The organism is Massilia brevitalea (assembly GCF_030711405.1).
GTDB classification, from domain to species: domain Bacteria; phylum Pseudomonadota; class Gammaproteobacteria; order Burkholderiales; family Burkholderiaceae_D; genus Telluria; species Telluria brevitalea.
In genome coordinates, this window is the sequence record NZ_JAULSI010000023.1 from 76309 (window position 1) to 99963 (window position 23655).

The following is a 23655-nucleotide window of genomic DNA, read 5'->3' on the forward strand; positions in this document are numbered from 1 at the left end:
GGTCAGGCCGGATTGGCCGGCGCCCAGACCGGCAGGCCGGTCAAATCGAGGTTGTCGTCGCGGCGCCAGACGGGCAGGCCGCTGGTGTCGGTTTCTTCGAGCAGGGTGAGCTGCTCCTGTTTCAGGTTGGCGCGACGAGGACGGGGAGTGCGCTTTGGCTCGACAACGCTGGGTTCGAGCGGTGCGGCCGCCTCAAAACCCGGGAGGTCGATCGTCGCGTTGTCTTTTTTGTCTCTCATCTGGAATAACTGCGAGCCCCAGAAAACAAAAGCCCGGCTACAAGAGTCGGGCTCGTTTCGTGCTAAGTGTTTGGTTGCGGGGACAGGATTTGAACCTGTGACCTTCGGGTTATGAGCCCGACGAGCTGCCAGACTGCTCCACCCCGCGTCTGAGGCAAGCATTGTACCGCGTCTGGCGGCCTGACGCAAATCGGATATTCGAATTGGTTTCAGGCTGCCCGCAAACGCCACAGCGAGGTCACTTCGCGCGAGCGCGCCGCATGCAGCGNAGGCAAGCATTGTACCGCGTCTGGCGGCCTGACGCAAATCGGATATTCGAATTGGTTTCAGGCTGCCCGCAAACGCCACAGCGAGGTCACTTCGCGCGAGCGCGCCGCATGCAGCGGATCGTCGGCGTCCTGGGCTTTCGCGTGGGTCGGCTGCACGTCGTGCCGGCCCGCCACATCCAGGCCGGCCGCGGCGATCCACTCCAGCAGTTGAGCGCGCGTACGCAGGCCCAGGTGCTCGGCCAGGTCGGAGATGATCAGCCAGCCTTCGCCATGTTCAGCCAGGTGCGCCTTCAGGCCGCCGAGGAAACCGCGCAGCATGCGGCTGTCCGGGTCGTAGATCGCGTATTCGATGGCCGAGCTGGGTTTGCCCGGTAGCCAGGGCGGGTTGCAGACCACCAGGTCGGCCTGGCCGTCAGGAAAGAGGTCTGCCTTGATGAGCTCGACCTGGCTCGTCAATCCCAGGCGTGCGAGGTTGTCGCTTGCGCAGCCGAGCGCGCGCTGGTCCATGTCGGTGGCCACCACGTGCTGCAGGCCGCGCCGGGCCAGTACCGCGCTCAGCACGCCGGTGCCGGCGCCGATGTCAAAGGCCAGCTTTGCCTGCGGCGGCAGCGGGGCTTGCGCCACCAGGTCGACGTATTCGCCGCGCACCGGCGAGAACACGCCGTACCAGGGGTGGATGCGGCCGTCGAGCGCCGGGATGTGCACGCCCTTGCGGCGCCATTCGTGGGCGCCGATCAGGCCCAGCAGTTCGCGCAGCGAGGCGACGCTGGTCTCGCTGGACGGGCCCCAGGCCTCGAGGCAGGCTTCCTTCACCTCGGGTGCGCGGCGCAGCGCAATCGTGTAGTCGGCATCGAACGGGATCAGCAGCATCGCCAGGGTGCGGGCGCGCTGCAGCTGGGCCAGGCGGTGGCGGTGGAACTGTTCGGTCGGCGTCGGCGCGGCCTTGCCGGCCTTGGCCCGCTTTGAACGCGAGCCCCTGTGGTCGATGCGGCGCGCCAGTGCCTGCACCAGCTGGCGCGCGTTCTGGAAGTCGCCGCGCCAGAGCAGGGCGGTACCGTCCAGCGCCAGGCGATAGGCCGTGTCGGCGGCCATGGTGTCGTCGGCGAGCACGACTTTTTTCGGCGCCGGCCAGCCGCTTTCCGAGCGCCACAGCGCCGAGCGGTTTTCTCCGCCTTCCACCCATTCGATGCGCGTCATATTAATGGTGGTGGTGCCAGTTGGTGCCGTTCGAATCCAGGAAAGACTTCACCGCGTCCGCGCTGCCGGTCGCGTGCAGCTTGACTTCGCCGCAGCCGCAGATGCCCTGGTAAGGCTGGATGTGCGAGCAGGCCGAGACTTTCTGCAGGTAGACGGTAACGGGCTTGGCGCATGTGGCGCATTTGAAGGTGAGGGTGCGGGCGGGTTTCATGGTCGGTAAAAGGTGTGGAATGCAAAGCGCGCATTGTACAAGGGAAGTTGTAGAAGTATGGAAGGGGAACGGGCTAGAGGTTGTTGCTTTCCGGCGCTCGGAATCAATGCTTGCGCGATCTGATGGTGCCGGCCTGGCTGGACGGTAGAGTTAGCCCATAAAATTTTCCGAGGAGTATCATGAACAGCTAGACCATGAGCAAATCGACAAGCAAATCCATCAGCCCGCGGCATCTCGGCACCCTGATGAAGCTCGTGGTCTACCCAGCCGTGTCGGCCGGTGCCTATTTCCTGTTCAATTGGTACAACGCCATTCCCTCCTGCACGTCGCCGCGCGGGTAGGCCAGCGTGACGTAGGCCGGATCGTAATGCAGCGTGACGCCGATCTGCGCGCGGGCGGCGGCGACCAGATCCTGCGGCTCGGCACGTGGTTCGGCACGGGCAGCGCCGGTGGCGGATAACAGCAGCAGGGCGGCGAGGATCGGCAAGCGCGACATCTTTATCTCTCCTGAAGTGAACGATCAGTATCGGCGCCAGGCCGGCGCCACGTTTGACGGATCGCTAGAGCACCGTCACCGCGCTGCTCCCGCCGCCGGCGCGCCGCACCTGGATCTTGGCCGCGATCCGCTCCGTCATCTCGTGCACGTGCGAGATCACGCCCACCTTGCGGCCCATCGACTGCAGCGCATCGAGCGCATCCATCGCCACGGTCAAGGTCTCGCTGTCGAGCGATCCGAAACCTTCGTCGATGAACAGCGACTCCACGCGCACCCGGTTCGACGACAGCGAGGCCAGGCCCAGCGCCAGCGCCAGCGACACCAGGAAGGACTCGCCGCCCGACAGCGAATTGACGGAGCGGATTTCGCCGCCCATGTCGTGGTCGCGCACCATCAGCGCCAGCGACGGCGCGCCGGCGTTGTCGACGCGCTCCAGGCGGTAGCGCTTGGCCAGGTGGCTCAGGTGGCTGTTGGCGTAGCCGAGCAGCACCTCCAGCGTGAACTGCTGGGCGTAGTTGCGGAACTTCTTGCCGTCGGCCGAACCAATCAGCTCCGACAGGCGCCCCCAGCGCGCCTCGACGGCTTGCTGGCGCTCGATCTCGGCCAGCATCGCCTGCGCCTTGATGCGGCGTTCGTCGTCCTGCGCGGTTTGCAGGCGCAGCTTCGCGGCTTGCTCGTGCAGTGTCTGGCGTTCGTCCAGCACCTTCTGCAGCGTGGCGGCGACCACGTCGGCATCCTGTGCGTTTGAAGAGGGATCGGCGCTGGCCTCGTGCAGCGCGCGCTGGTTCTTGCGTTCGGCCAGCACGGCGGCCGCCCTGGCGACGGCGCCGTCGATCTCGCCCAGCGCCGCGCGTTCGTTCGACATCCACTGCGCGCCGACTGCCAGCAGCGTGGCCAGGGCGGCCCCATTCTCCACCGGCTCCAGGTCGGCGTGTTGGGCGGCATAGTCCTCGATCCAGTCCGACAGGCGCGTCGCGGCATCGCGCGCATCGTCGAGCAGAGTGGCGATGCGCTCGCCGGCCTGCGCGATGCCGGCGCGGATGCGGGTTTCCTGCTGGGCCGCTTCGTTGGCGGCCAGCTGGCGTGCGGCCAGTGCCTCGCGTGCGGCCGTCAATGTCTGGCGCAGGCCCTGTTCGACGTCCTGCACCGCGCGGCCCTCGAACAAGGCGGCGCGCTCGGTGCGGCGCTCGCGCAGGGCGGAATCGCTGCGGGCGTAGGCTTCCTGCGCAGCGTTCGCGGCTTGCGCAGCGTGTTCAGCGCGCACGCCGGCATCGCGCGCATGGGCCTCGACGCTGCCAAGCGCGGCACGCTGCTCGGCCAATTGCGCCGATTGCGCCAACCAGGCCTGCGCCTCGCTGGCACGGTCCCGGTGCCAGCCGGCGGGGTCGGCACGCCAGCCGCTTTGCCAGCCATCGCCACAGGAGGCGCACATGACCGGGTCGAGTTCGGCCAGCAGGGCGTCCAGCGTCGCCGTGTCGCGTTCGGCCTGCGCGGCCAGCGTCGTCTGCGCATGCTGGGCTTCAAGCTGCGCAGACGACGCCAGCTGCGCCGCTTCCTGCACGCGCTTGAATTCCGCATTCGCTGCGTCGAACGCCGCCTGGGCCGCATCGCGCGCCTGGAATGCGCGGCGCGCCGCCCCCTGCTGCACATCGTTGGTGCGCAAGGCTTCGCGCACCTCCAGCAGCTGGGCGCCGAACCAGTCGGCCCGTGCCGCTTCCGACGGGGCGCCCGCCGCCAGAGGATGCGCGTTCCAGGCGCTGTCGAGTTCCTGGACGTCGCCCTGCAAGCCGGCGCGTTCCTCGCCCAGCAGTTCCAGGCGTTCCTGGCTGGCGGCCAGCTCGGCGCGGTGCGTGGCCTGGGCCGACAGGTTGGCCTGCACGCTGGCGCGCAATGCGTCTAGCTGGTCGCTCAAGGTATCGAGCACGGCGTGCAGGCGCACGTCGGGATGGGCGTAGGGGTGCGCTTCGCTGCCGCACACTGGGCAGGGTGCGTCTTCGACCAGGCGGCCGCGCAGGTCCTCGACCTTGGCGGCGCAGGCCAGTTCGGCGGCGCTGAGCGCAGCCTGGGCTTGGCCTGCGGCGGCCTTGAGTGCCGGGGCGGCATCGGCGGCGGCGGCCAGCGCGGTCTCGGCGGCCTGGCGCGCGGTGCCGCTCTTTTCCAGCTCGCGGTCGATGCGCTGCAGGCGCTGGCGCGCGCTGGCCAGGCCGTGCCAGATTTTCTCGGCGGCGGACAAGGCATCGCGCCGCGTTTCGAGTCCGGCGCGGCCTTCCAGCAAACTGTCGAGGTCGAACTGTGCCAGTGCTTCCACGGCCTGCGCACGTGCGGCTTGCTGCTGTTCGATGCGGGTGGAGGCCGCCAGCACCGCTTCCTTGCCGGCCGTGGCGCGGGCCGCGGCATCGAGCAGCGCGCGCTCGGCCTTGGCCAGCTGGGCGGCATTTGCACGGCTGGCCTGGGCGGCGGCGTCGAGCTGGCCGAGCAGCTTGTCCCAGCGCGGCCATTGCGCAGCCAGCGTTTCGAATCGGCGGTTGGCGTCCAGCCAGGCCGCGCTGCGCCCTTCCTGCGCACGGGTGGCGTCCAGCTGCCGGCTGGCCTGCGCCAGTGCTGCCTGGGCCTGGGCCGCATCGGTCGCCGCAGCGTCGCGTTGGGTGCTCAGTTTTTCGTGGGCTTCGCGCAGCGTGGTAATCGTCGCGTCGAGCGCCTTGGCCGCGTCCAGTTGCGGCGCGGCTGCCTGTTGTGCGGCCTCGGCATCGTGTACGGCGTCCTGCGCAGCCGTCACGTCCTGCACCGCCTGGCGCGCCGCGTCCTGCACGCGCTGCAAATCGCGCTGGCCGCTGGCGAGCGCCGTCTCGGCCTCCACCCGTTCCTTTTCGAAGCGCACCAGGTCGGCCATCAGCGGCCGCGCGTCCTGTACCACGTCGAGCGTGGCCAAGCGCATGCGGCGCTCGCGCGCAGCCTCGAAGTCGGCCCGGGCCTGGGCCAGCAGGGCGTCCGCATCGAGCTCGTTGCGGCGCAATTTGTCGCGCTCCTGGTGCCAGCGCAGCTGGGTTTCCAGCAGCGCGCGCTGTACCTCGACCGCCTGCAGGGCCGCTTCGGCAGCCGTCCTGGCGGCGTCGAGCTCGGCCCGCGCCTCCATCGCAAGCGGCGTCTGGTCGGCCAGGCGCGCACTGATGCGGCGCACGTTTTCCTGTTCCAGCTTGTAGCGCTCGTAGGCGCGCCTGGAAATTTCGCTGTACACGGCGCTGCCGGTCAGGGTTTCGAGCAGCTCGCCGCGCTCGTTCTCGTCGGTTTTTAAAAAGGCCGAGAACTCGTTCTGGGCCAGCAGCACCGAGCGCGTGAACTGCTCGAACGACAGGCCGACGCGCTGCGCGATTTCAAGCGCCGCCTCGGTCTTGGTCGCGCCCAGCGCCAGCATTTCCGGCAGGCGGTGCAGGGTCATGGCGGGCGGCTGCAGCAGGCCGCTGGCCTTGTTGCGCGAGCGCCGTACGCTCCAGCGCGCGCGGTAGCGCAGGCCGTCGTTGCCGACGAAGTCGACTTCGGCATAACCCTCGGCGGTGCCGCGGCGCAGCAGGTTGCGCGGATCGAAGGTCGACACGGTGTCGCCGCCGGCGTCGGGCAGGGCGCTGCCGCCACGGCCGCCGCTGCGTGGCAGGCGCGGGGTGTTGCCATACAAAGCCAGGCAGAGGGCGTCGAGCAGCGTGCTTTTGCCCGCCCCGGTCGGGCCGCTGATGGCGAACAGGCCGCTGGAGGCCAGCGGTTCGGCCTCGAAATCGACGCAGAAATCGCCGGCCAGCGAAGCCAGGTTGCGTCCGGCGATGCGCAGGATCTTCATGCACGCTCCCTGTCGCCCGGAAGCATCAATTCGGAAAAGGCCGAGAGCTGGTCGTCGGGCGCGTCCTCGCCATAGCGCTGCTGCCACAGGCGCTTGAAGATGTCGTCGGGCTGGAGCTGGGCCAGCTGGTCGAGGGTCAGCGCCTCGGCGGCTTCGCCGGTAACAAGCTTGCGGGTCGGTTCGATCTTCGCCAGGCGCACCGGCTTATCGGCGATCGCCGCCTCGACCTGGGCGCGCAGACCGGGTTCCGGGCCATCGAGCAGCACGCGCACTTCCAGGTAGGGGTGGCAGGCGGGCGGCAGGCCGGGGTCGAGTTCGAGCGATTCGAGCGCCGCCATCACTTCCGCCAGCGGCGCCGGTTTGGCCGGCACGCGCAGCATGTCCACTGCGCGCGGTACGAAAATCGGCGTGACGTCGCGCGCTATCGACCCCTCGAGGTCGATGCGCAGTACCTGGTGCTGGTAGCCGACTTCGGCAAACGACAGCGGCAGCGGACTGCCGCAATAGCGCAGGTGCTCCTTCTTGCCGACGCGCTGGGCCAGGTGCAGGTGGCCCAGGGCGGCATAGGCGATCTGCGGGTCGAACATCGAGGCCGGCAGCGCCTCGGTGCCGCCGATCACAATACGGCGCTCGGAATCCTGCGAGGACTGGCCGTCGACCATGTGGCAGTGGCCCATCGCCAGGATCGCCTGGCCCTCCTCGCGGCGTTCGACCGCCAGATCGAAGGCCTGGCGGTAGAGGGCGGCGATGCCGTTCAGGTAAGCGTCGCCCTCGGCCTCCACGCGCGGCACGTCGCCGGGGCGCAGGAAGGGAATGCCGAGGCACCAGGCTTTGGTTTCGCCATGGCGGTCCCGCAGCGGCACCAGCAGGCGATCGAGGTCGATGGCGCCGTCGCGCCCGCGCACCACGTTGCCGATCACGACCGTGCCGTGCGCTTCGAGCAGCGGCCCCGGCGCTTCCAGGCGGCCCGGCGAGTCGTGGTTACCGGCGATGACAACGATCTGCAGGTGCGGCGTGCGTGCCTTGGCGCGTTGCAGGAAACCGTAGAGCTGGCGCTGGGCGGCAGACGATGGATTGGCGTTGTCAAAGATATCGCCGGCAATCAGGAGGGCGTCGGCCTCCTCGCTCACGATGGTGTCGAGCAGCCAGTCGAGGAAGCACTGGTGTTCGTAGGTCCGGTCGTAATTGTGCAGGGTCTGGCCGAGATGCCAGTCGGAAGTGTGCAACAGCCGCATGGGGAATCGGAAATCGGGGAGAGGAATTAGGGAAGGATCGGCTGAACTATAACGCAGCTGGCGCATGCTCACAAAAAAATGTCCGGCCGGCGCGGCAGTCGATGCCGAAACCTCATTAGAATATTTGCATGCGTATTGACGATGATAAGTTGCACCTTTCCATGAGCGGCGCCCGTGCCCTGCACCTGGCGGCCCAGGGCCTGCTGCAGCCGCGCCGGCGCAAGGCGGTGGAGGCCGACGTGCTGGATGCCATCCGCCGCATGGAGATGTTGCAAATCGACACCATCAACGTCGTGGCGCGCAGCCCCTATCTGGTCTTGTGGAGCCGGCTCGGCGATTACCCGCCGGAATGGCTGGACGGGCTGCTGGCCAAAGGCAAGCTGTTCGAATACTGGGCCCACGAAGCCTGCTTCCTGCCGATCGAGGATTACGGTCTGTACCGCCACCGCATGCTCGACCCCGACGCGATGGGCTGGAAATATTCGAGTACCTGGATGCGCGAGCGTGCGGGCGAGGTAGCGGCGCTGCTGGCGCACATCCGCAGCGAAGGGCCGGTGCGTTCCTCGGACTTCGAGCGCCTTGACGGTAAAAGCGGCGGCTGGTGGGAGTGGAAACCGGAAAAGCGTTCGCTCGAAGTGTTGTTCACCTCGGGCGCGCTGATGATTGCGCGGCGCCATAATTTCCAGCGCGTGTACGACCTGGCCGAACGCGTGCTGCCCGGCTGGAGCGATGCGCAATTGCCCGAGCTGCCAGACGTACGCCGCACGTTCGCGCTGCGCACCGTGAAGGCGCTGGGACTGGCGCGCGCCGCCTGGATTCCCGACTACCACCGCACCCGGCGCCCGCATGTCGACCCGGCCGTGCAGGCCGGGCAGGGCCTGCTGCTGCGCGCAAGCGTCGAAGGCTGGGCCGACCCGGTCTACATCCATCCCGACCATGCCGAACTGGCGCGCCGCGCGGCCGATGGCGCCCTGGCGCCGACGCTGACCACCATCCTTTCTCCCTTCGACCCGGTGGTCTGGGACCGGCGCCGCGCGCTGGAACTGTTCGGCTTCGATTACCGCCTCGAATGCTATACGCCGGCCGCCAAGCGCCGTTATGGCTACTTCACGCTGCCCATCCTGCGCCGCGGCGCGCTGGTCGGCCGCATCGATGCCAAGGCGCACCGCCGCGCCGGCATCTTCGAGGTCAAGGCGGCCCTGTTCGAGCCCGGCCTGCGCGCCAGCGACGCCCTGGTGCGCGATGTTGCCGGTGCTCTGCTGCGCTGCGCGCGCTGGCATGGCTGCGCCCAGGTCGTGCTCGGGCGCACCGAGCCAGTCGAGATGGCGGGGCGGCTGGCGCTGGTCATCGCCGACGCCGCCACGCCACGCCAGGCAGCCGCATGAGCCTGCCCGCCGCCCCACTGGACGTGGTGGGCGCGGACGGGCTGCCGCTGTGCGGGCGCTACCAGGGCCAGGCAGGGGCGCCGGGCTGGGACCGGCTGGCGCCGCCGTTTGCGCGTGGCGCCTTGTGGCGGCGCCTGCATCACAAGCGCTGGCATTTCGTATCGCTGGTGACCGACGAACTCTTCGTCGGCCTGGTCGTGATCGACATCGGCTGGAACAACAGCGCCTTTGCCTATGCCTTCGACCGTGCGCTCGGCGAGGTGGTCGAGGCCTTTTCTCCGGTCGGCTTGCCGGCCTTGACGGCCGAGGTCGGCGCCACCGTGGGCGAAGGCGCGCGTTTCGCGATGCCGGGCCGGCGCATCGTCATCGAAGCCGATGGTGCGCTCGGTCATCGCTTGCGCCCTGCGCGCCGGCAATTTCCGCATCGACGCAGAATATGGCGGCGCGGCGCCGCGCCTGCTGGCCGTCGGCCCGGTCTTCGATGGCGGCGCCGTGCACAGCACGCAAAAGTCGCCCGGCCTGCTGCTGCACGGTAGGGCCGACGCCGGCGGAAAGCGCTTCCGTCTCGACGGCGGCGTGGCCAGCTACGATTATTCGAACGGCTTGCTGGGCCGGCGCAGCGCCTGGCGCTGGATCTCGGCGCATGGGCGCGGGCTGGGCATCAATCTGCAAAGCGGCTACTTTGGCGATGCCGAGAACGCGCTCTGGCTGGACGGCGAACTAATCGCGCTCGGCGCGCTGGAGAGCCGCATCGAGGCCGACGGCGTTTGGAGCATGACAAGCGCCGACGGCCTGCTGGCCCTGCGCTTCACGCCCGAAGGTGTGCGTCGTGACGAAAAGCAATTGCTCCTTGCCAGCAGCCGCTTGCGCCAGCACCTGGGCCGCTTCGACGGCTGGGTCCGGGCCGCGCCTGATGCGCCGAAACGCACCGTGACGGGGCTGAGCGGCCTGGCCGAGGACTACCGGGCACGCTGGTGATGGCGGTTTTGCGCCCGCGTTCGCCAACGCGGCAGGCTTCGTATGCTTGACTGTCGCTTCCGCGTCCTTCGGTCCGAGTTTGAGCTAGATCAAACGCCAGCCATGGTCCGCTCCTTACACTACGAGTTCTTTCGGGCTGAAGAAAAACACAACAAGCACAGCCTGTCCAAAACCAGACTTCCCGCCATGCCGCGCTCCCTTGCGGAGCATGCGCTTGCGTTGGAGAAATCGAGAGGAGACCGAATGCTTACCGCTACCTACACGCTCGTGGCGTTGTCAGTTGAACAAACGAATATGCGCGTCAGTCTGCATGCCGTCCAGCAACTCGTCCAGAAAAGCTATGCACGCCAGACGGCATTGACCACAGGCCAGGCCGAATACGTCTGCGATACCTTGCGCGGCCTCTACGAAAGCTGCCAGCGCCGCAAGCTCGACCGCTTCCTGCTGCCGGCCCTGCGCCGCGCCAGCGCGAACGCCGATTCCCTGGTGGCCGAACTCGACCAGCTCAGCCGCGACGCGGTCGAGGCCCTGGCCACGGCGAACGGCCTGCTGCACGGCGGCATCGACAGCGAGGAGGGCGTGGAAGCCTTCTGCACAGCCGTCGACCGCTTTTGCGCGGCGCTCACGCTGCGTTTCGAGCGCGAGGAACTGGAACTGTTCCCGGTGGCGCGCGTGGCCATTGCCGGCGAAACCTGGTTTGCCATGGCGCACCAGATGCTGGCCCACGATGCCTACCGCGAGGAACACCGGGTGCACCTGGTCACGCCGCCTGCCAGCCGGCCCTCCCGCGTCGAGCACAGCCAGCGCCAGGCGCCGCCGGTGTCGTACGTGCATTGAGCCTGTGCATCAACAAGCAATGATGAAGAGGTAAGCCGCCTGCGTGGGATGGTCGTTCGCCGCACGTACTGCCTAGCGGCAAGCTTTAACTGCATCCACCCGACAACAGTCCGCGCGCCTGTCGAGTGCGCCCAAAACTGCCATGGTTCTTTGTTATGATGGGGGTTTTGGAAGTGCGATTTCATCATGTTCGAATTCCTATTCAAGCGCCAGGGCGACAAACCCGGCAACGCGCCGGCCACGGCAGGGGGCAAGGCTGCCGACAAGGAGGCAAAGCCTGCAGCCGGGGCCGCGCCGTCCGCGCCCGGCACGGCGCAGGGCGCGCCAGGCCAGGCCAAGGCGGCCCAGCAGGGGCGCGAACAGCAGACCGAAGCGTTGCGCCAGCTCGACGGCGATGAAATGCGCGCCGTGGAATTCATCCTGCAGGCCGATTTTTCCGAACTGCGCCTGGCCGCGGCCGAGCAGGTCCACAGCCGCGCAGGGCTGGAGCGCGTGCATGTGGCCATGCGCAACGTCGACCGCCGCGTCGCCAAGCTGATGCAGTCGCGCCTGGATGCGATCCGCCACCACGACGCCGAACTGACGCGCGGCCAGGCCACCCTGGATCAAGCGCGCACACTGTTGCAAGATCAATTGCTTACCTCAAACCACGTTGCCGAGCTCGACCGTAAATGGGCGGTGATCGCCGCCCCCGAACTCGTTGACGAATTCACGTCCGTGCGTGCCCAGCTGGGCAAGCGCCTGGAAGCGCAAGTGCAGCTGCAGCGCGCCATGATCGACCGCGTGGCCAGCCTGCGCGCGCTGGAAACGGCCGGCCTGAACGCCGCCGAACTGGCCGCGCGCCTGGATGCGGTGCAGCAAGAGCAAAGCGCTGCGCTGGCCGCGCCGGAACACGCCACGCTGCCGCGTGCGCTGCCTGCCGAGTTCGCCAACGAACACGCACGCCTGAGCGCCAGCCTCGCCACGCTGGAACAGGCCCAGGCCGCCCTGGCCGCGCGCGAGGCCGCGCTCGCCGAGTGGCAGGTCCAGCCTGTCGCCGAGCTGCAGGCCGACAAGCTGCGCCAGGCCTGGCAGAAACTGCCTGCACTGGCGCAGGGCGCCGCCGCTGCCTCCCTGCAGGAACGCTTCGATGCGTTGCTGGGCTCGCTGCCGCAGCCGGTGCACAAGCCGGCGCCGGCGTCGCCGGCCGTGCAGGCCACGGCGCAAACCGCCAAGCCAATGCAGAAAGGCGCCGACCAGGGCTTCATCGACACCATGGATGCGCTGGAAGCGGCCCTGCAGCAAGGTTCGCTCGGCACTGCCGCCGAACTCGACAAGGCGCTGAAGGACACCAAGGGCAAGGGCATGCGCCTGAGTGCAGCCCAGGCCGACCGCCTGAGCCACCTGCGCGCCGAACTGAAACGCCTGTCTGACTGGGCGCGCTGGGGCGGCAACGTCTCGCGTGAAGAACTCATCAAGACCGTGGAAACCCTGTCCACGCAAAACCTGCCGATGGCCGAGCTGGCGAAAAAGGTCGGCAGCATGCGCGACCGCTGGAAGGCGCTCGACAGCCTGTCCGGCGCCGCGCCCAAAAGCCTGTGGGAACGCTTCGACCATGCCTGCACCGTGGCCTATGCCCCGGCCGCGGCCCACTTCAAGCACCTGGCCGACGAGCGTCACACGAATGCCGCGCGCGGCGAAGCCCTGGTGGCCGAGGCCCAGGCCGAGATCGCCAAGCTGGAATCGGGCGAAGCTGACTGGAAGCACGTGGCCGGCACCGTCCAGCGCATGCGTCTGGCCTGGAGCCACCTGGGCGCCATCGACCGCAAGGACAAGAAGCGCCTCGACCAGCAGTTTGCCGCCGCCCTGACCACGCTGCAGGGTCCGCTGGAAGAGCAGCGCAAGGCCGAGATGCTTGGGCGCGAGGAGCTGATCGACGAAGTCGCGAAGATCGACCCGCACGACCGCCACGCCGTCGACCGCCTGCGCGACATCCAGGCCCGCTGGCAGGAGCATGCGCGTGCATTGCCGCTCGAGCGTAAGGCCGAGCAGGCGCTGTGGCAACGCTTCCGCGCCGCCTGCGACGAGCTGTTTGCTGCCCGCAAGGAAACCGCGCATGCGGCCGACGCCGAGCGCCGTGCCCACGAGGCCGCCAAGGAAGCGATCACGGGGCGCCTGGAAGCGGCAGCGCCCGACGCCACCCCCGCCACGGCCGGCAAGTTGCTGCGCGAAGCCGCGGCCGAATGGCATGCCGTCGGCCCGGTGCCGCGCGCCCACGAGGCGCGTGTCGAGAAGCGCTATCACGAGGCCGTGGCCAAGGTGCAGCACCACGCCGACCTGGCGCGCCGCGCCGCCGGGCTGGCGCTGGCCGGCGCCCTGCGCGACAAGCTGGGCGCCTGCCAGGAGCTCGAGGATGCGCTGGCCCAGCCAGGTCAGACGATCGCCGCCGCCGACTGGCGCGCACGCTGGGCCGCCTTGCTGCCGGCCGGCGCCGAATACGATCCGGTGCTCGACGCCCGCTTCGAGGCGGCGCTGAATGCCGCCGAGGGCGACCGTGCCGGCTATGCGCGCTTGCTGGAAGCCAACCGCGCGACCCTGCTGCAGGAATTGCTGCGCCAGGAAGTGGCGGCCGGCATCGACAGCGGCGCCGAGTTTGCCCGCGACCGCCTGAAACTGCAGGTCGAGGCCCTGCAATCGACGCTGAAGGCGGGCGAAAAGCCAGGCCACAAGGCAAGCGGCCTGCGCCAACTGTGCGCGCTGCCGGCCCTGGTCGACGACCGCACCGCGCTGCGCATCGAACAATTGCTCATGCGTACGGCGAGAGACGCGAAGTGAGTGCGGACATGAGCGGGAACATGAGCGGAAAAACAAGTAACGAGCTGGGCAGCGAAGCGAGCAGGGAGCGGAGCAGCGAGTCGAGCCGCGAGGCGAGCAAGGTGCGCGTCCAGACCGCCGACTTCGACCTCGGCCAGGAACTGGCCCAGCTGCGTGCAGGCGATGCGCGCGTGGGCGCCGTGGTCAGTTTCGTCGGCACCGTGCGCGACATGAACGATGGTGCCTCGGTGTCGGAAATGGAGCTGGAGCACTATCCTGGCATGACGGAAAAGGCGCTGGAAGACATCGTCGCCCAGGCCGAGGCGCGCTGGCCGCTGTACAACGCGCTGGTCATCCACCGCGTCGGCCCGCTGGCGCCGCTTGAGCAGATCGTGCTGGTCGCCTGCAGCGCCGCCCACCGTGGCGAAGCCTTTGCCGCCTGCGAGTTCATCATCGACTACCTGAAGACCGACGCCCCGTTCTGGAAAAAGGAACAGACGCCCGACGGTGCGCGCTGGGTCGATGCGCGCCTCTCGGACGACTCCGCCAAAGCCAAGTGGGCAACCCGCTGAGCTGGCTGGCGGTGGGGGCGGGCGCCGCCATCGGCGCCTGGCTGCGCTGGGGGCTGGGCCTGTGGCTGGCGAACATCCACGCCCAGGTCCAGGCCGGCACCCTGGCCGCCAACCTGGTCGGCGGCTACCTGATCGGCGTCGCACTTGGCTTTTTCAGCAGCAATCCGCACCTGTCGCCCGAGTGGCGCCTGTTTATCGTCACCGGCTTCCTGGGCGGATTGACGACCTTTTCCAGTTTTTCCGGCGAATCCGTGGCGCTCTTGCAGCGTGGCGCCTACGGCTGGGCGTTGACTCATACGCTGCTGCACCTGTGCGGCTCGATCCTGCTCTGTATCGCCGGCTTTGCGACCTGGCGCGTCCTGCGCGCCTGAACCGCGAGTAGCGCCTGGCGGTACGGTCGAACTCACGCGTATTTGCGCAACCCAAGCAATTATCTTGGTGCTAGACTTGCCGCCAGACAAACAACTGGAGCCCGCCGTGACCATTGTTCAACGACCGACCGCCGCGTTTGTCGGCGCTTCCTGGGGTGCCTTGCTGATCGGCGCCATCGCCTTTCTCTGGGGATTATGGAATGCAACGATGCCGCTGAACGAGAAAGGCTATTACTTCACGCTGTTGCTGTACGGCCTGTTTGCCGCGATCTCGCTGCAAAAGTCGGTGCGCGACCGCAGCGAAGGCATTCCCGTCACCGGCCTGTACTTCGGCATCTGCTGGTTTTCCCTGATTGCGGTGATGACGCTGCTGACGATCGGGCTCTGGAACGCCACCCTGGCGCCCAGCGAAAAAGGTTTTTACGCCATGGCCTTCGTGCTCAGCCTGTTTGCCGTGGTGGCGGTGCAGAAGTCAAGCATCATATTGCATAAACCGTATACAACTTTAAATTTCTCATAGGAAAACAGCTGGAAAATATCGAGCTTGACAAAAAAATGTAAATAGCGCACTGTGCAATGGTGTCATTGCAGAGAAGTGTAAACAAATGCGTAATCCATTTGGCATTCGTTATTTTCGACTGCAGTCGGGGGAGGATTTCGTCTCACTGGTCGATTCCGAGAGTGGCGCCCCTCTCATTGAACCGACTCTATACGCATTAAAGAATTTACGGTCCAGACACTTAGCCGTGAACACCATAGAGGCACACTTGCGTGCAATTATGGTGTTAGAACTGGCCTGCCGCATTCTCGATATTGACCTGACCGCGAGGTTAAAATCAAGCAAACTACTTTTACTTTTCGAAGTTGAGAGAATAGTCGACCTTTGCAAACAGAGGCTTGAGCGTATCCTACCGCTTCTGGAAGTGAAGGAAGTGGCGTTGCGTGGGCGCAATGTTAAAATTATGAAGCTGTACCAAAAGCTTCCTACAGTCCCAAAGCGAGATGCGATAACATCCTATCGTGACCGAGTTGCCTACATACGCGACTACGTCAACGAGAGAGCCCTGCGTGCTCTATATTCGCTTGACCGAGATAACGAGCGATACCTCAGACTAGAGACTGCACGGGTTCACACGTTCGAGATGTTTGATGCGAGGGTTCCTGCAAGGCCCAAGCCGAAGGAACAAAGCACTTCCTTAAGTGAGTCGCAAATCAATGACTTGTGGCGCATTACCGACCCCCTGGCTAACGAAAATCCCTTCCGAGTTGAATTCGTTCGCTATCGTAACTCTCTTCTTATGCAGTGGCTCATCCTTTTGGGATTGCGTCGCGGCGAATTATTAGGCATTAGACTTGAAGATATCGATTGGCAGCGCGCCGTCGTCCGGGTTCTTAGGCGCCAAGATTCTAAGGTGGATAAGCGCCGTCGGCCTGCAAAAGCCAAAACAATAGAAGGTGAAATCCCGCTATCTCGTGACCTTATGGCAGCAACTTACGAGTATATAGTTTCTCCAAATTTACGAAAGTCCCAAACCCAGGACGATATGCCGTTTCTATTTTTGGCACGAGGCGGCGGAGCGTTGACAGATAGTGCACTTCAACATATTTTTCGGAAGATTCGTGAGTCGTGTCCCGCACTACCCAAAAAATTATCGTCTCAGATGTGCCGACATACATGTAACTACATCTTATCACTTGGGTTCGAGAGAGAAGGTGTATTAGACACGGATGAAGCCCAGCGGCGTCGAGTTCTGATGCGGTGGTCAGCGATATCAACGATGCCCGACCATTACAACAAGCGTCGCATCAAAGAGAAAGCGCATCAATCGTCATTGAAAGCACAGAATGAACAATATGCCAAGCGTCACACATCCAAACACGACGGTATCAAATAGATTCTCGGGTCGTTTCGAAATATCGGCTGTTGCAACAACTGCAAATGGTGTGGTCTTTGACCCACGAAGCGACCTGTGGAGTTTCAAGGATGGTACCAAATCCGTGCATATCGATTTTTCAAGTCTGGTCGAACTTGGTGAGGAGCTGCACTGGGGATTACGGAAGACACTTATATGGACGGCAGAGAACTTGGCCGCAGGGACATTGAGCGCTACATTCGAGAATCTCTGCCGCTTGTGTAGAGTTATCAAGGGAGGCGCAGATGGCTTGACTAGAAGTTTTACGGCGGTCAGTCTTCTCAATGCGCGCAACGTGTTAAAAGAATCTGACCCGAGCGAAATTTGTTTTCGAAGCTGCAGGCCTTTTCTAAAACGCATGGGTAAGCTTGGTTTTCCTGGAATCTCTGCGTGCGGAGCAAAGTACTTGTCAGAGACTAAACTTCGCGGTGTTACAAGCGGTAGTGCAATTAGTCAGCTAGACCCGGTTGTTGGTCCATTTACAGACATGGAACGGGAGACTATATTTGATGCGCTGTATTCAGGTTACGCAAACGGCAGTATTCCGCTTTCAAGATATGTGCTGGCTTGGCTAGTCGCGTTATTTGGGCAGCGTCCTAAGCAATATGCGCTTCTCAAATTATTGGACCTTCAAATTATACGCGAGGACGGTCGTGAGCGCTGTGTTTTGAAAATTCCACAGGTTAAAGCACGGGGTGAGGCAGAACGGAGTCGGTTCCAGGAAATGGACTTAATACCTGAGTTGGCTGCGTTGATGCTTGAGTACAAGAGTCAAATGCTGAACCAATATGTTGGTTTGCTCCCCGACCCCGAGTCTGGTCCTCTTTTTCCAAGTAGGGGAAAGAGCGCTGGCGCGAACGTTAAGGGTTTTGAGTATCATATGTTGGCGGTGACGATAACGGACGAGATTCGTGCCACGTTTTCTAATCTTAGCGCCATCAGCGAAAGAACGGGTGCGCAAATGGTATTTAATGTGTATCGTTTTAGGTACACGTTGGGTACGAATTGTATACGGGAGGGGTTAGGGGTAGCGGGAACTGCACTCAGACTTGGCCATACGACGACTATAAGCGTGCGGCCGTATGTGGCGCTAGCGGGTGCATTCGAGTTACACGATAGGGTCGAGTTTTCTACTGCTGCGCGATTGGGGACTATTGCCCAGGCATTTAAAGGCGTGTTGATAAAAACTGTGACTAACGCAGACTTAGACCCGGCACTTCATATCACCAGTCCTATAATCGACAAATCAATGCAAAAAGGTGTAGGTCGATGTGGCAAGGAGGACTTTTGTGGCTTTAATAAGCCGATTGCTTGCTACACTTGTTTTCTCTTCAATGCATGGCTGGATGGCCCACACCAGTTAGTGTATGACTACCTTGAGAAAGATAGAGCTCGGCTTTTGAAGGCCGGCTGCTCAGCGGCCATTGTCAGCGTGAATGATAGGGCAATGATGGCCGTGGCCAGCATAATTGTTCAGTGCGCTGATGAATACTCGAAGAGGTCGTTTGCAGGTGCCGTATCGTGACACCCTCAGCAACATTTATCCCATTTCCGAGCTCGACGGCGCTACTAAATCTTCGTAGGTTTGTTGCTCTGTGTCGGGATGAACTGACCGTCTACGGGGCAATAGATTTTGACGCGGACAAATGGGAAGTTGGAACGGCGCTGAATTCGGATAACAAGCGTGGGAATAGCAGCATTTCGTTTTGCACCTTTCTTACAGCGCGGTCTCGTGCCAATAAAGTACCCTTGGCCGCCGGATTTTCAGATTTTGCTAAGGGCTATATTCGATATATGCATGCAATCGAGCCTGTAAGTGCCACGCCGACCTTGACACGACTAAGGGCCTTGCAAATGGTCGAGCAGGCGTTAGTTGGAAGGGGCGAATTCTGCCCTACGAAAATCACGTCGACCACTTTTGACGAGGCGGCAAGCCTTGCAAAAAAACATTTTGGTGTGGGGAAGGCCTATCAAATTGGGAATGCTCTTAGCCGTCTAAGTCGCTTCATTGATGACAATCGGCTGTCGAGAGTGGGAAGTGCATGGACTAACTTTTTAGCTGTACCAACTGATTTTTCTGTCAAGCTTGGTAAGAGCTTCGATGAGCGTCGCAGCGAGAAACTCCCGATGCAAGAGCATTTGGAAGCATTGGGAGAGGCGTTCCATCGTGCTGAGAAACCTCGTGACTTGCTGGTTTCGTCCGTCTTGGGTCTGCTTATTTGCCAGCCAGGTCGACTAAGTGAAGTGATACGTCTGACTGTCGACTGTCTGGTTCCAAGGGGGGACGGCAAGCCTGGGTTCCTGCTGCGCTATTGGGCCGCTAAGGGCGGGGGGGCAATTCTAAAGCCGGTGTCGGCGACTATGTCTGCGGTTGCACAGGAGGCCGTTAAGAGGCTGGTCGATTACTCTGCGCCGGCTAGGGCGCTAGCTCGACACTACGAGGCGTACCCTGGTCGACTCTACCTGTCTAAAAAAAATAGTCATTTGCGTTTAAAGCGGTTGCTTTCAGCACGTGAAGTCGACAATATTTTGTGGGGCGATTCAGCTCCGATTGGCGATGGAACGGATGCAGAGTCTGACCGTAAAACACTGTCAGACGTATTGACGTGGTGCGGAAGAAATGACATTGGGGTCGGCGACGATTTACGTGGCGCCCCCGGAAAAATTAGGGCGATAGACGTGCCGCGGATTCGGTTTGCTGAATTGCAACGAAAAATTATCAGCATGCTTCCTGTTGGATTTCCAATATTTCATAAACGAAGCGGACTTAAGTACAGCGAAGCCTTGTGCATTTCGCGAGTACATGAATATAACCCTCGCAAGAAAACTTTGGTATGCATGTTAAGGCCTGTTGGGGAGTACGAAATCTCTCGGGCTGTTGATGAGAGTACCGCACGTAGTATGCCTTCATTGTTTAAAAGTACCGGCGTGTGTGACAGCGAAGGAAGGCCAATTAGGATTCAGTCACACCAGCTGCGACATTTTTTGAACACGATTGCGCAAAGCGCGAATATGGATGCCTTCGATATTGCGGCGTGGTCCGGGCGAAAGAACGTCGCTCAGAATTCGGCGTATGACCATGTGAGTGCAGCGGAACGTATTGAAGAGATGCGCGATTCTGTTGGACGCGCTACCGCCTCCTTCGCTCCCCCTGTCTCCACAAAGACTTACATCCCGATTCTTCGTTCTGAATGGTTGGCGAAGCGTGTTCAGGCCGGGCATACGACGGATTTGGGATACTGCGTGCACGATTTCGTGATGATGCCGTGCCCGAAATTTGGTGACCATATAAGCTGCGACGAGCATGTGGTCGTGAAGGGTGATGCTATTGTCGAAACACGTCTTCGGGCTTCGTTGATGGAAAATCAAATGCTGGTTGAGCGCGCGTTAGCTGCTCTTAACGCTGGCAAACTATCCGCCAAGATTTGGCTGGAAACGCATGAGGCTAATGTCGAGAGGCTCAAGCAAATTATTAGTATTCTGGATGACCCGCAGGTTGAGGGCGGAGCGCTGATTCGACTGTCAGGTTCTGAATCACTTTCCCAGGTGGGTGAGGCTGGTCGCCTACGGGCGGCGTTGGAAGCCACCAGTCCAAGCGGAAGCTTCGGTAAAATAGGGAGTCAGCCTAAAACCCCCTTTGCGAGTCCGGTGATGGTACTTGAAGATGCGAGCGGCAAAGTTTCGAACGAAAAGCAGGGCGGCCAGAGGCGACTGCTACACAGCAGGCGTAAAGGCGTAACGAGGCGGGCGGATAATGAATAAGGTTCGGGCTAAGAACATAGATGACGAGATGGTCCGTGTCGCAGTTCAAATCATTGATGCTTGGCCGACGAATAAACTTACGTGGGACTTTCTGATTGAGGCGCTGACCGCCGCTGGTCTTCCTACGTACACGCGCCAAGCCCTAGACCGACAACCCCAGATTAAGTCCGCATATACCATTCGTGTGGGAATTTTGCGGGACCAACGGTCACAGCATAAAAAATCGCCTGCGCTTAGCGAGGAAGTCCGCGACCCGCGCGTTCAATCACTTGAGGCGACAGTTACAAGATTGACTGCTGAGAATCGATTTCTTGTAGAAAAATTCATGCGATGGCTGTACAACGCTACAGCGGCTGGGATGTCTACGGACCAGTTGGACCTTCCGTTGCCCGATATCGACCGAAATTCGCGGCCCGATACGGACGTTTCAGTTAAGGAAAGTAAGAAACCCCGTAAAATAAAAAAGTAGAGGACAAATGCGCTTAGACCTCTAGCAGTAGGTCCGAACCCGCAGCTCGGTCGTCTATTAGAGGGCCATGGGAGCGTTCTTAACTGCAGCGCATCCTTAAGCTTGTGGACAGCGAGTCTTGTTCGATGTGCGCTCCGTTGTCCGGATGGCAATACCGGCTTTGTTTCATTCTACTGCTCGTCCATGCATACTTCGGACGTTGAGGAATCATTGCGGTCTCGTTTGCCGGAGCTGTGGACGCTATGTTTGTCACGTACTCATTGTATTTGCGGGCACACGTACCATGTATCAGCCTCTCGTAGCACCGTTCAGCACGTCAGCAAACGACCCAGACGGGTCATGCTGCGGGGGCACCGTCAGCGGTCCTGACTGACCTGCCAGTTCGTCGACAACCGAAAGCAGCCGGGGTGGGGCACCCTCTGCGTGCATTTCTGCCGCTCTCATTACAGCATCAAGTCGGCCCGCGCGCAGCGCATCGAGCGGCGTCGCCTGAAGTGATGTCCGGATGCTAGTAAAAAACCCGTATTGGGAACTTGGGTCACGTGGCGACAACACGCGGGCGACCTGCTCGATATCCGCTCGCTTGATACGAGCGTCTGCATAAAAAGCGGGGAAGAAACTGCGCCCGTGAGGCCCGGTAATTGCAAACAGCCTACCCTCAGTCAATGCATCGCTCAGCCAGTCGCAGGTTACACCGACGGCCTCACAAAACTCATCAATGCTGAGCAATTCTCTGCTCTCAATCCTTCGCACCACCACCTCTGCCGCGCGCTTGTACGCTTCTGCCATCGCCGCGTCGCCAGCGGCGATTGATTCTGGCGTTGGTGCCGTGGAGGGCGGGTGCTCCCTCATCCGCGCGAACGCTAGCTCCGCAACCCGGTCTTCTTCTTGTGCGCGCTCCCACTCAGCCCTGGTAGGAATTCTCGCATGGTCTGGCCAGTCCGCTGGCAAATAGTCCGGCAACTTCCTAGGCATAGCGCCCCCTCTTATCAACTGTCTCGGTAGTAAAGTGGCGAGCGCAGCAGGCCTCGAAGTCTCTAGGGCAGAAGCAAATCTACGATGTCGATGCCTAGAACGTGGGCCAGCTTTTCCACGTTATCTAATGAAACTGTGGCGGCGGCGGTTTCGACTCTGGACAAAAACACTCTCGAGAGGCCAGATTCTGCTGCAAGCGCCTCTTGGCTGAGACCGCGCTTCGAACGCCACTCCCGTAAATTGCGGGCAAACCGCTCTCGGGCGGTTAAAAATTTGAAAGGAGCGCTCATGTGCCAGCAGCATGTGCGAATCCCCATAGTACGTCTATAAAGTATAGTATACAATATTTCACGATACGGCATGCGCATGACCGCTTCATGGGGAGCACCCTCTGCGGCGATGGAAAATGGCGCCTTCAACCCTAAAAACTTCATTCACAGACTGGACTTTTTATGTCAGTAGCTACGGTAAAACTGGAGCTTTCGCGCCGGACAGGTCGCAATTTACTGCCCAGCTTTTTTCCTGTTGACCTGCTTATCGCGCTGATTCGAGAGTTAGCGCTGTTGGTAGACAGCGGGACGAGTGATGAGGAAATTGCTGAGCTAGCGCCTGTTCTCCGGGGCTACATCCGCGAGTTGGTAAAGATGCAGGACGAGGAATGGCTGGCGTATCTCGACGAAAACGCGAACGAACTCATCCCCGGTCTTTGCGAAGAGCTATATGTCCACGCTCGCGACGAACTGGTATCAAGATTGGTCGAGTACGACCTCCGAAAAGAGAGCTTAAATGTTCAGTTTGCAAAAGTTTTGGCGCGCCCGGTATGCACTGCAGAGTGTTAGGTAGATGTCGCAGTCGAAGCCCGTTCATCGGTCGCGAGTCCAGATTGAAGTCTTGCGGATGAGTGGCAACGGCCTTGATGAGGGTTACGAATGCTTAAGAAAATACGAGCGATATTGCAGGACGAAAAGCGAGCGCCCATATTCCTGGTCAGCGTGGGGATGGGCGCATTGCTGATAAGCTTAATTGCCACAGCCATCGCTCTAGTTTTTCGGTAGGTCGGCGTCCTACTACAGACGGTAAGCCTACCGGGGGCCGCTCAAATACGCTGGCTAGGCATCAATTCCGATGTAGGCCTATGTCATGTGTAGTCAGTTCTTTTACCTCGCAACTAAGGCAAAGGCCGCGACAGATGGTCTCGCTACACGCTCGGCCGCAAGCTTCCCTGAATCCGCGTATGTGCGTGAGGTTGGCTCCGTTCATGAGGCCGCTGACTTCCACGTGCCGTAGCTTGCGGTGATACTGAGCGGATTCGTCCGTCATTACAATCAGGGGCGAAATGCTCCCTAAATCTGCGTACTCTTGTGCAGGCAGTTGGGCAGTTCCGTGCGTCTTTCTAGTACACCTGGACGTGCGCTGCACCGGTAGGGCTGAGCAGGTACATAAATCGGCAGCAGCGTATTGCATTCAACTTTTGAGCGTTGTCGATGGCAAGCTGGGTATCATCTCCTCGGCCGATGCGGGCCTTGAGGCTGTGGCTTCTCGACCGACCGCGATGGCGGTCAATGCGTCAGGTCCTCGCTGTCCCAACCACGAGGGACGTCGAGTCCAGCCAGTCTCATGCATCCAGATTTCTACCTCGTGTGCCCGCCACCGAAGCATTTTCGTCCCAGGGATGTACATCCTTGGCGGCACGGCTGTTGGGTTTCGGAGGAGGTTCCGCCTGATTGTATGGGCGCTTCTTCCCAACAATACGGCTAGTTCATCAATTTCCAGATACGTGGTCATCAGGCTGCTCTACAAAGGCTCACCGAAGTCCGGACGAGGTGTCGACTTCAGTGAGCCAATGTGTAGCGAATCGTTTTATGCACGGTTGTATTGCGTATGCCGCAACGACGTTGTAAGCCGCACCGGCTGGGCGAACTGCTTTTGTTAGCCCAGCTACAGTCAGAGCTTGCGGTCGAGTACCTAGCGTCCTGGTATAGCGCGCTCCTGCAGCAAACGCCAAGCAGCTGGGATGACGAACAGCGACAGAAGCGGTGCCGTCACCATTCCCCCCACCATCGGTGCAGCAATTCGCTGTGAACCGCCCCGGCTTTCGTGGAGGCCGGTTAGTGTGAGTCAGGC

General features: G+C 62.1%; 20 protein-coding genes and 1 tRNA gene. 12 read left to right on the forward strand and 9 right to left on the reverse strand.

All coding sequences use genetic code 11. The annotated features are described in order from the left end of the window. Nucleotides 1–2: 2 nt before the first annotated feature. The 7 genes from QWL29_RS15835 to QWL29_RS15865 all read right to left on the reverse strand — a co-directional run bounded on the left by QWL29_RS15835 (nt 3) and on the right by QWL29_RS15865 (nt 7476). Nucleotides 3–239: a hypothetical protein gene (locus QWL29_RS15835; protein ID WP_305823837.1), complete on the reverse strand. Its 237-nt coding sequence runs from the start codon at nt 237–239 to the stop codon at nt 3–5. 71 nt (nt 240–310) lie between these two features. After that, nucleotides 311–387: transfer RNA gene (locus tag QWL29_RS15840), tRNA-Met, on the reverse strand. A gap of 178 nt (nt 388–565) precedes the next feature. Next, the gene (locus QWL29_RS15845; protein ID WP_305823838.1) at nt 566–1705 is read right to left on the reverse strand and encodes a methyltransferase; all 1140 of its coding nucleotides are present in this window, start codon (nt 1703–1705) and stop codon (nt 566–568) included. A 1-nt stretch (nt 1706) separates the two neighbouring features. Continuing rightward, on the reverse strand, nt 1707–1916 hold the full coding sequence (locus QWL29_RS15850) for a hypothetical protein (RefSeq protein WP_305823839.1): 210 nt from the start codon (nt 1914–1916) through the stop codon (nt 1707–1709). 283 nt (nt 1917–2199) lie between these two features. Then, nucleotides 2200–2412, reverse strand: coding sequence for a DUF1287 domain-containing protein (locus QWL29_RS15855; RefSeq protein WP_305823840.1), 213 nt, complete (start codon nt 2410–2412; stop codon nt 2200–2202). A gap of 64 nt (nt 2413–2476) precedes the next feature. Next, nucleotides 2477–6241, reverse strand: a complete 3765-nt coding sequence (locus QWL29_RS15860) for an AAA family ATPase (RefSeq protein ID WP_305823841.1) — start codon at nt 6239–6241, stop codon at nt 2477–2479. Next, nucleotides 6238–7476 (reverse strand): exonuclease SbcCD subunit D C-terminal domain-containing protein, encoded by a 1239-nt coding sequence (locus QWL29_RS15865; RefSeq protein WP_305823842.1) that lies wholly within the window; start codon nt 7474–7476, stop codon nt 6238–6240. Before QWL29_RS15865 ends, QWL29_RS15860 begins: the two co-directional genes overlap by 4 nt. A gap of 161 nt (nt 7477–7637) precedes the next feature. Here QWL29_RS15865 and QWL29_RS15870 point away from each other — a divergent pair, with 161 nt between their 5' ends. The 11 genes from QWL29_RS15870 (at nt 7638) to QWL29_RS15920 (ending at nt 20087) form a co-directional block, all read left to right on the forward strand. Next, the gene (locus QWL29_RS15870; protein ID WP_305823844.1) at nt 7638–8861 is read left to right on the forward strand and encodes a winged helix-turn-helix domain-containing protein; all 1224 of its coding nucleotides are present in this window, start codon (nt 7638–7640) and stop codon (nt 8859–8861) included. Then, the gene (locus tag QWL29_RS15875) at nt 8858–9397 is read left to right on the forward strand and encodes a DUF2804 family protein (protein ID WP_305823845.1); all 540 of its coding nucleotides are present in this window, start codon (nt 8858–8860) and stop codon (nt 9395–9397) included. Before QWL29_RS15870 ends, QWL29_RS15875 begins: the two co-directional genes overlap by 4 nt. Next, nucleotides 9354–9839 (forward strand): DUF2804 family protein, encoded by a 486-nt coding sequence (locus QWL29_RS15880; RefSeq protein ID WP_305823858.1) that lies wholly within the window; start codon nt 9354–9356, stop codon nt 9837–9839. Before QWL29_RS15875 ends, QWL29_RS15880 begins: the two co-directional genes overlap by 44 nt. A gap of 294 nt (nt 9840–10133) precedes the next feature. Beyond that, nucleotides 10134–10676: a hypothetical protein gene (locus QWL29_RS15885; protein ID WP_305823846.1), complete on the forward strand. Its 543-nt coding sequence runs from the start codon at nt 10134–10136 to the stop codon at nt 10674–10676. Nucleotides 10677–10862: 186 nt separating this feature from the next. Beyond that, on the forward strand, nt 10863–13490 hold the full coding sequence (locus QWL29_RS15890) for a DUF349 domain-containing protein (protein WP_305823847.1): 2628 nt from the start codon (nt 10863–10865) through the stop codon (nt 13488–13490). 20 nt (nt 13491–13510) lie between these two features. Further along, nucleotides 13511–14041, forward strand: coding sequence for a molybdopterin synthase catalytic subunit MoaE (gene moaE / locus QWL29_RS15895; protein ID WP_305823848.1), 531 nt, complete (start codon nt 13511–13513; stop codon nt 14039–14041). Continuing rightward, nucleotides 14026–14412, forward strand: coding sequence for a fluoride efflux transporter CrcB (gene crcB / locus QWL29_RS15900; protein ID WP_305823849.1), 387 nt, complete (start codon nt 14026–14028; stop codon nt 14410–14412). The genes moaE and crcB overlap by 16 nt, the downstream gene beginning before the upstream one ends. Nucleotides 14413–14488: 76 nt before the next feature. After that, nucleotides 14489–14932, forward strand: a complete 444-nt coding sequence (gene yiaA, locus QWL29_RS15905) for an inner membrane protein YiaA (protein ID WP_305823851.1) — start codon at nt 14489–14491, stop codon at nt 14930–14932. 226 nt (nt 14933–15158) lie between these two features. Then, the gene (locus tag QWL29_RS15910; protein WP_305823852.1) at nt 15159–16307 is read left to right on the forward strand and encodes a tyrosine-type recombinase/integrase; all 1149 of its coding nucleotides are present in this window, start codon (nt 15159–15161) and stop codon (nt 16305–16307) included. Beyond that, nucleotides 16258–17850, forward strand: a complete 1593-nt coding sequence (locus QWL29_RS15915) for a site-specific integrase (RefSeq protein ID WP_305823853.1) — start codon at nt 16258–16260, stop codon at nt 17848–17850. Before QWL29_RS15910 ends, QWL29_RS15915 begins: the two co-directional genes overlap by 50 nt. After that, on the forward strand, nt 17847–20087 hold the full coding sequence (locus tag QWL29_RS15920; RefSeq protein ID WP_305823854.1) for a hypothetical protein: 2241 nt from the start codon (nt 17847–17849) through the stop codon (nt 20085–20087). Before QWL29_RS15915 ends, QWL29_RS15920 begins: the two co-directional genes overlap by 4 nt. A 757-nt stretch (nt 20088–20844) precedes the next feature. Here the strand turns inward: QWL29_RS15920 and QWL29_RS15925 are convergent. Together QWL29_RS15925 and QWL29_RS26650 are read right to left on the reverse strand one after the other, a co-directional pair. Beyond that, complete coding sequence (locus QWL29_RS15925) at nt 20845–21345, reverse strand: hypothetical protein (protein WP_305823855.1); 501 nt, start codon at nt 21343–21345, stop codon at nt 20845–20847. Nucleotides 21346–21593: 248 nt separating this feature from the next. Next, the gene (locus tag QWL29_RS26650; RefSeq protein ID WP_308635549.1) at nt 21594–21965 is read right to left on the reverse strand and encodes a helix-turn-helix domain-containing protein; all 372 of its coding nucleotides are present in this window, start codon (nt 21963–21965) and stop codon (nt 21594–21596) included. Nucleotides 21966–21983: 18 nt separating this feature from the next. Here QWL29_RS26650 and QWL29_RS15935 point away from each other — a divergent pair, with 18 nt between their 5' ends. Further along, on the forward strand, nt 21984–22370 hold the full coding sequence (locus QWL29_RS15935; RefSeq protein ID WP_182988985.1) for a hypothetical protein: 387 nt from the start codon (nt 21984–21986) through the stop codon (nt 22368–22370). The last annotated feature ends 1285 nt before the right edge of the window (nt 22371–23655 follow it).

Bases quoted from the DNA above. Each gene is read 5' to 3' on its own strand.
- QWL29_RS15935 (WP_182988985.1), top strand. From the start codon at position 21,984: ATGTCAGTAGCTACGGTAAAACTGGAGCTTTCGCGCCGGACAGGTCGC.
- QWL29_RS15845 (WP_305823838.1), bottom strand. From the start codon at position 1,705: ATGACGCGCATCGAATGGGTGGAAGGCGGAGAAAACCGCTCGGCGCTG.
- QWL29_RS15925 (WP_305823855.1), bottom strand. From the start codon at position 21,345: ATGGCAGAAGCGTACAAGCGCGCGGCAGAGGTGGTGGTGCGAAGGATT.
- QWL29_RS26650 (WP_308635549.1), bottom strand. From the start codon at position 21,965: ATGAAGTTTTTAGGGTTGAAGGCGCCATTTTCCATCGCCGCAGAGGGT.
- QWL29_RS15855 (WP_305823840.1), bottom strand. From the start codon at position 2,412: ATGTCGCGCTTGCCGATCCTCGCCGCCCTGCTGCTGTTATCCGCCACC.
- QWL29_RS15890 (WP_305823847.1), top strand. From the start codon at position 10,863: ATGTTCGAATTCCTATTCAAGCGCCAGGGCGACAAACCCGGCAACGCG.
- QWL29_RS15870 (WP_305823844.1), top strand. From the start codon at position 7,638: ATGAGCGGCGCCCGTGCCCTGCACCTGGCGGCCCAGGGCCTGCTGCAG.
- QWL29_RS15885 (WP_305823846.1), top strand. From the start codon at position 10,134: ATGCGCGTCAGTCTGCATGCCGTCCAGCAACTCGTCCAGAAAAGCTAT.
- QWL29_RS15860 (WP_305823841.1), bottom strand. From the start codon at position 6,241: ATGAAGATCCTGCGCATCGCCGGACGCAACCTGGCTTCGCTGGCCGGC.
- moaE (WP_305823848.1), top strand. From the start codon at position 13,511: ATGAGCGGAAAAACAAGTAACGAGCTGGGCAGCGAAGCGAGCAGGGAG.
- QWL29_RS15915 (WP_305823853.1), top strand. From the start codon at position 16,258: ATGAACAATATGCCAAGCGTCACACATCCAAACACGACGGTATCAAAT.
- QWL29_RS15850 (WP_305823839.1), bottom strand. From the start codon at position 1,916: ATGAAACCCGCCCGCACCCTCACCTTCAAATGCGCCACATGCGCCAAG.
- QWL29_RS15835 (WP_305823837.1), bottom strand. From the start codon at position 239: ATGAGAGACAAAAAAGACAACGCGACGATCGACCTCCCGGGTTTTGAG.
- QWL29_RS15875 (WP_305823845.1), top strand. From the start codon at position 8,858: ATGAGCCTGCCCGCCGCCCCACTGGACGTGGTGGGCGCGGACGGGCTG.
- QWL29_RS15865 (WP_305823842.1), bottom strand. From the start codon at position 7,476: ATGCGGCTGTTGCACACTTCCGACTGGCATCTCGGCCAGACCCTGCAC.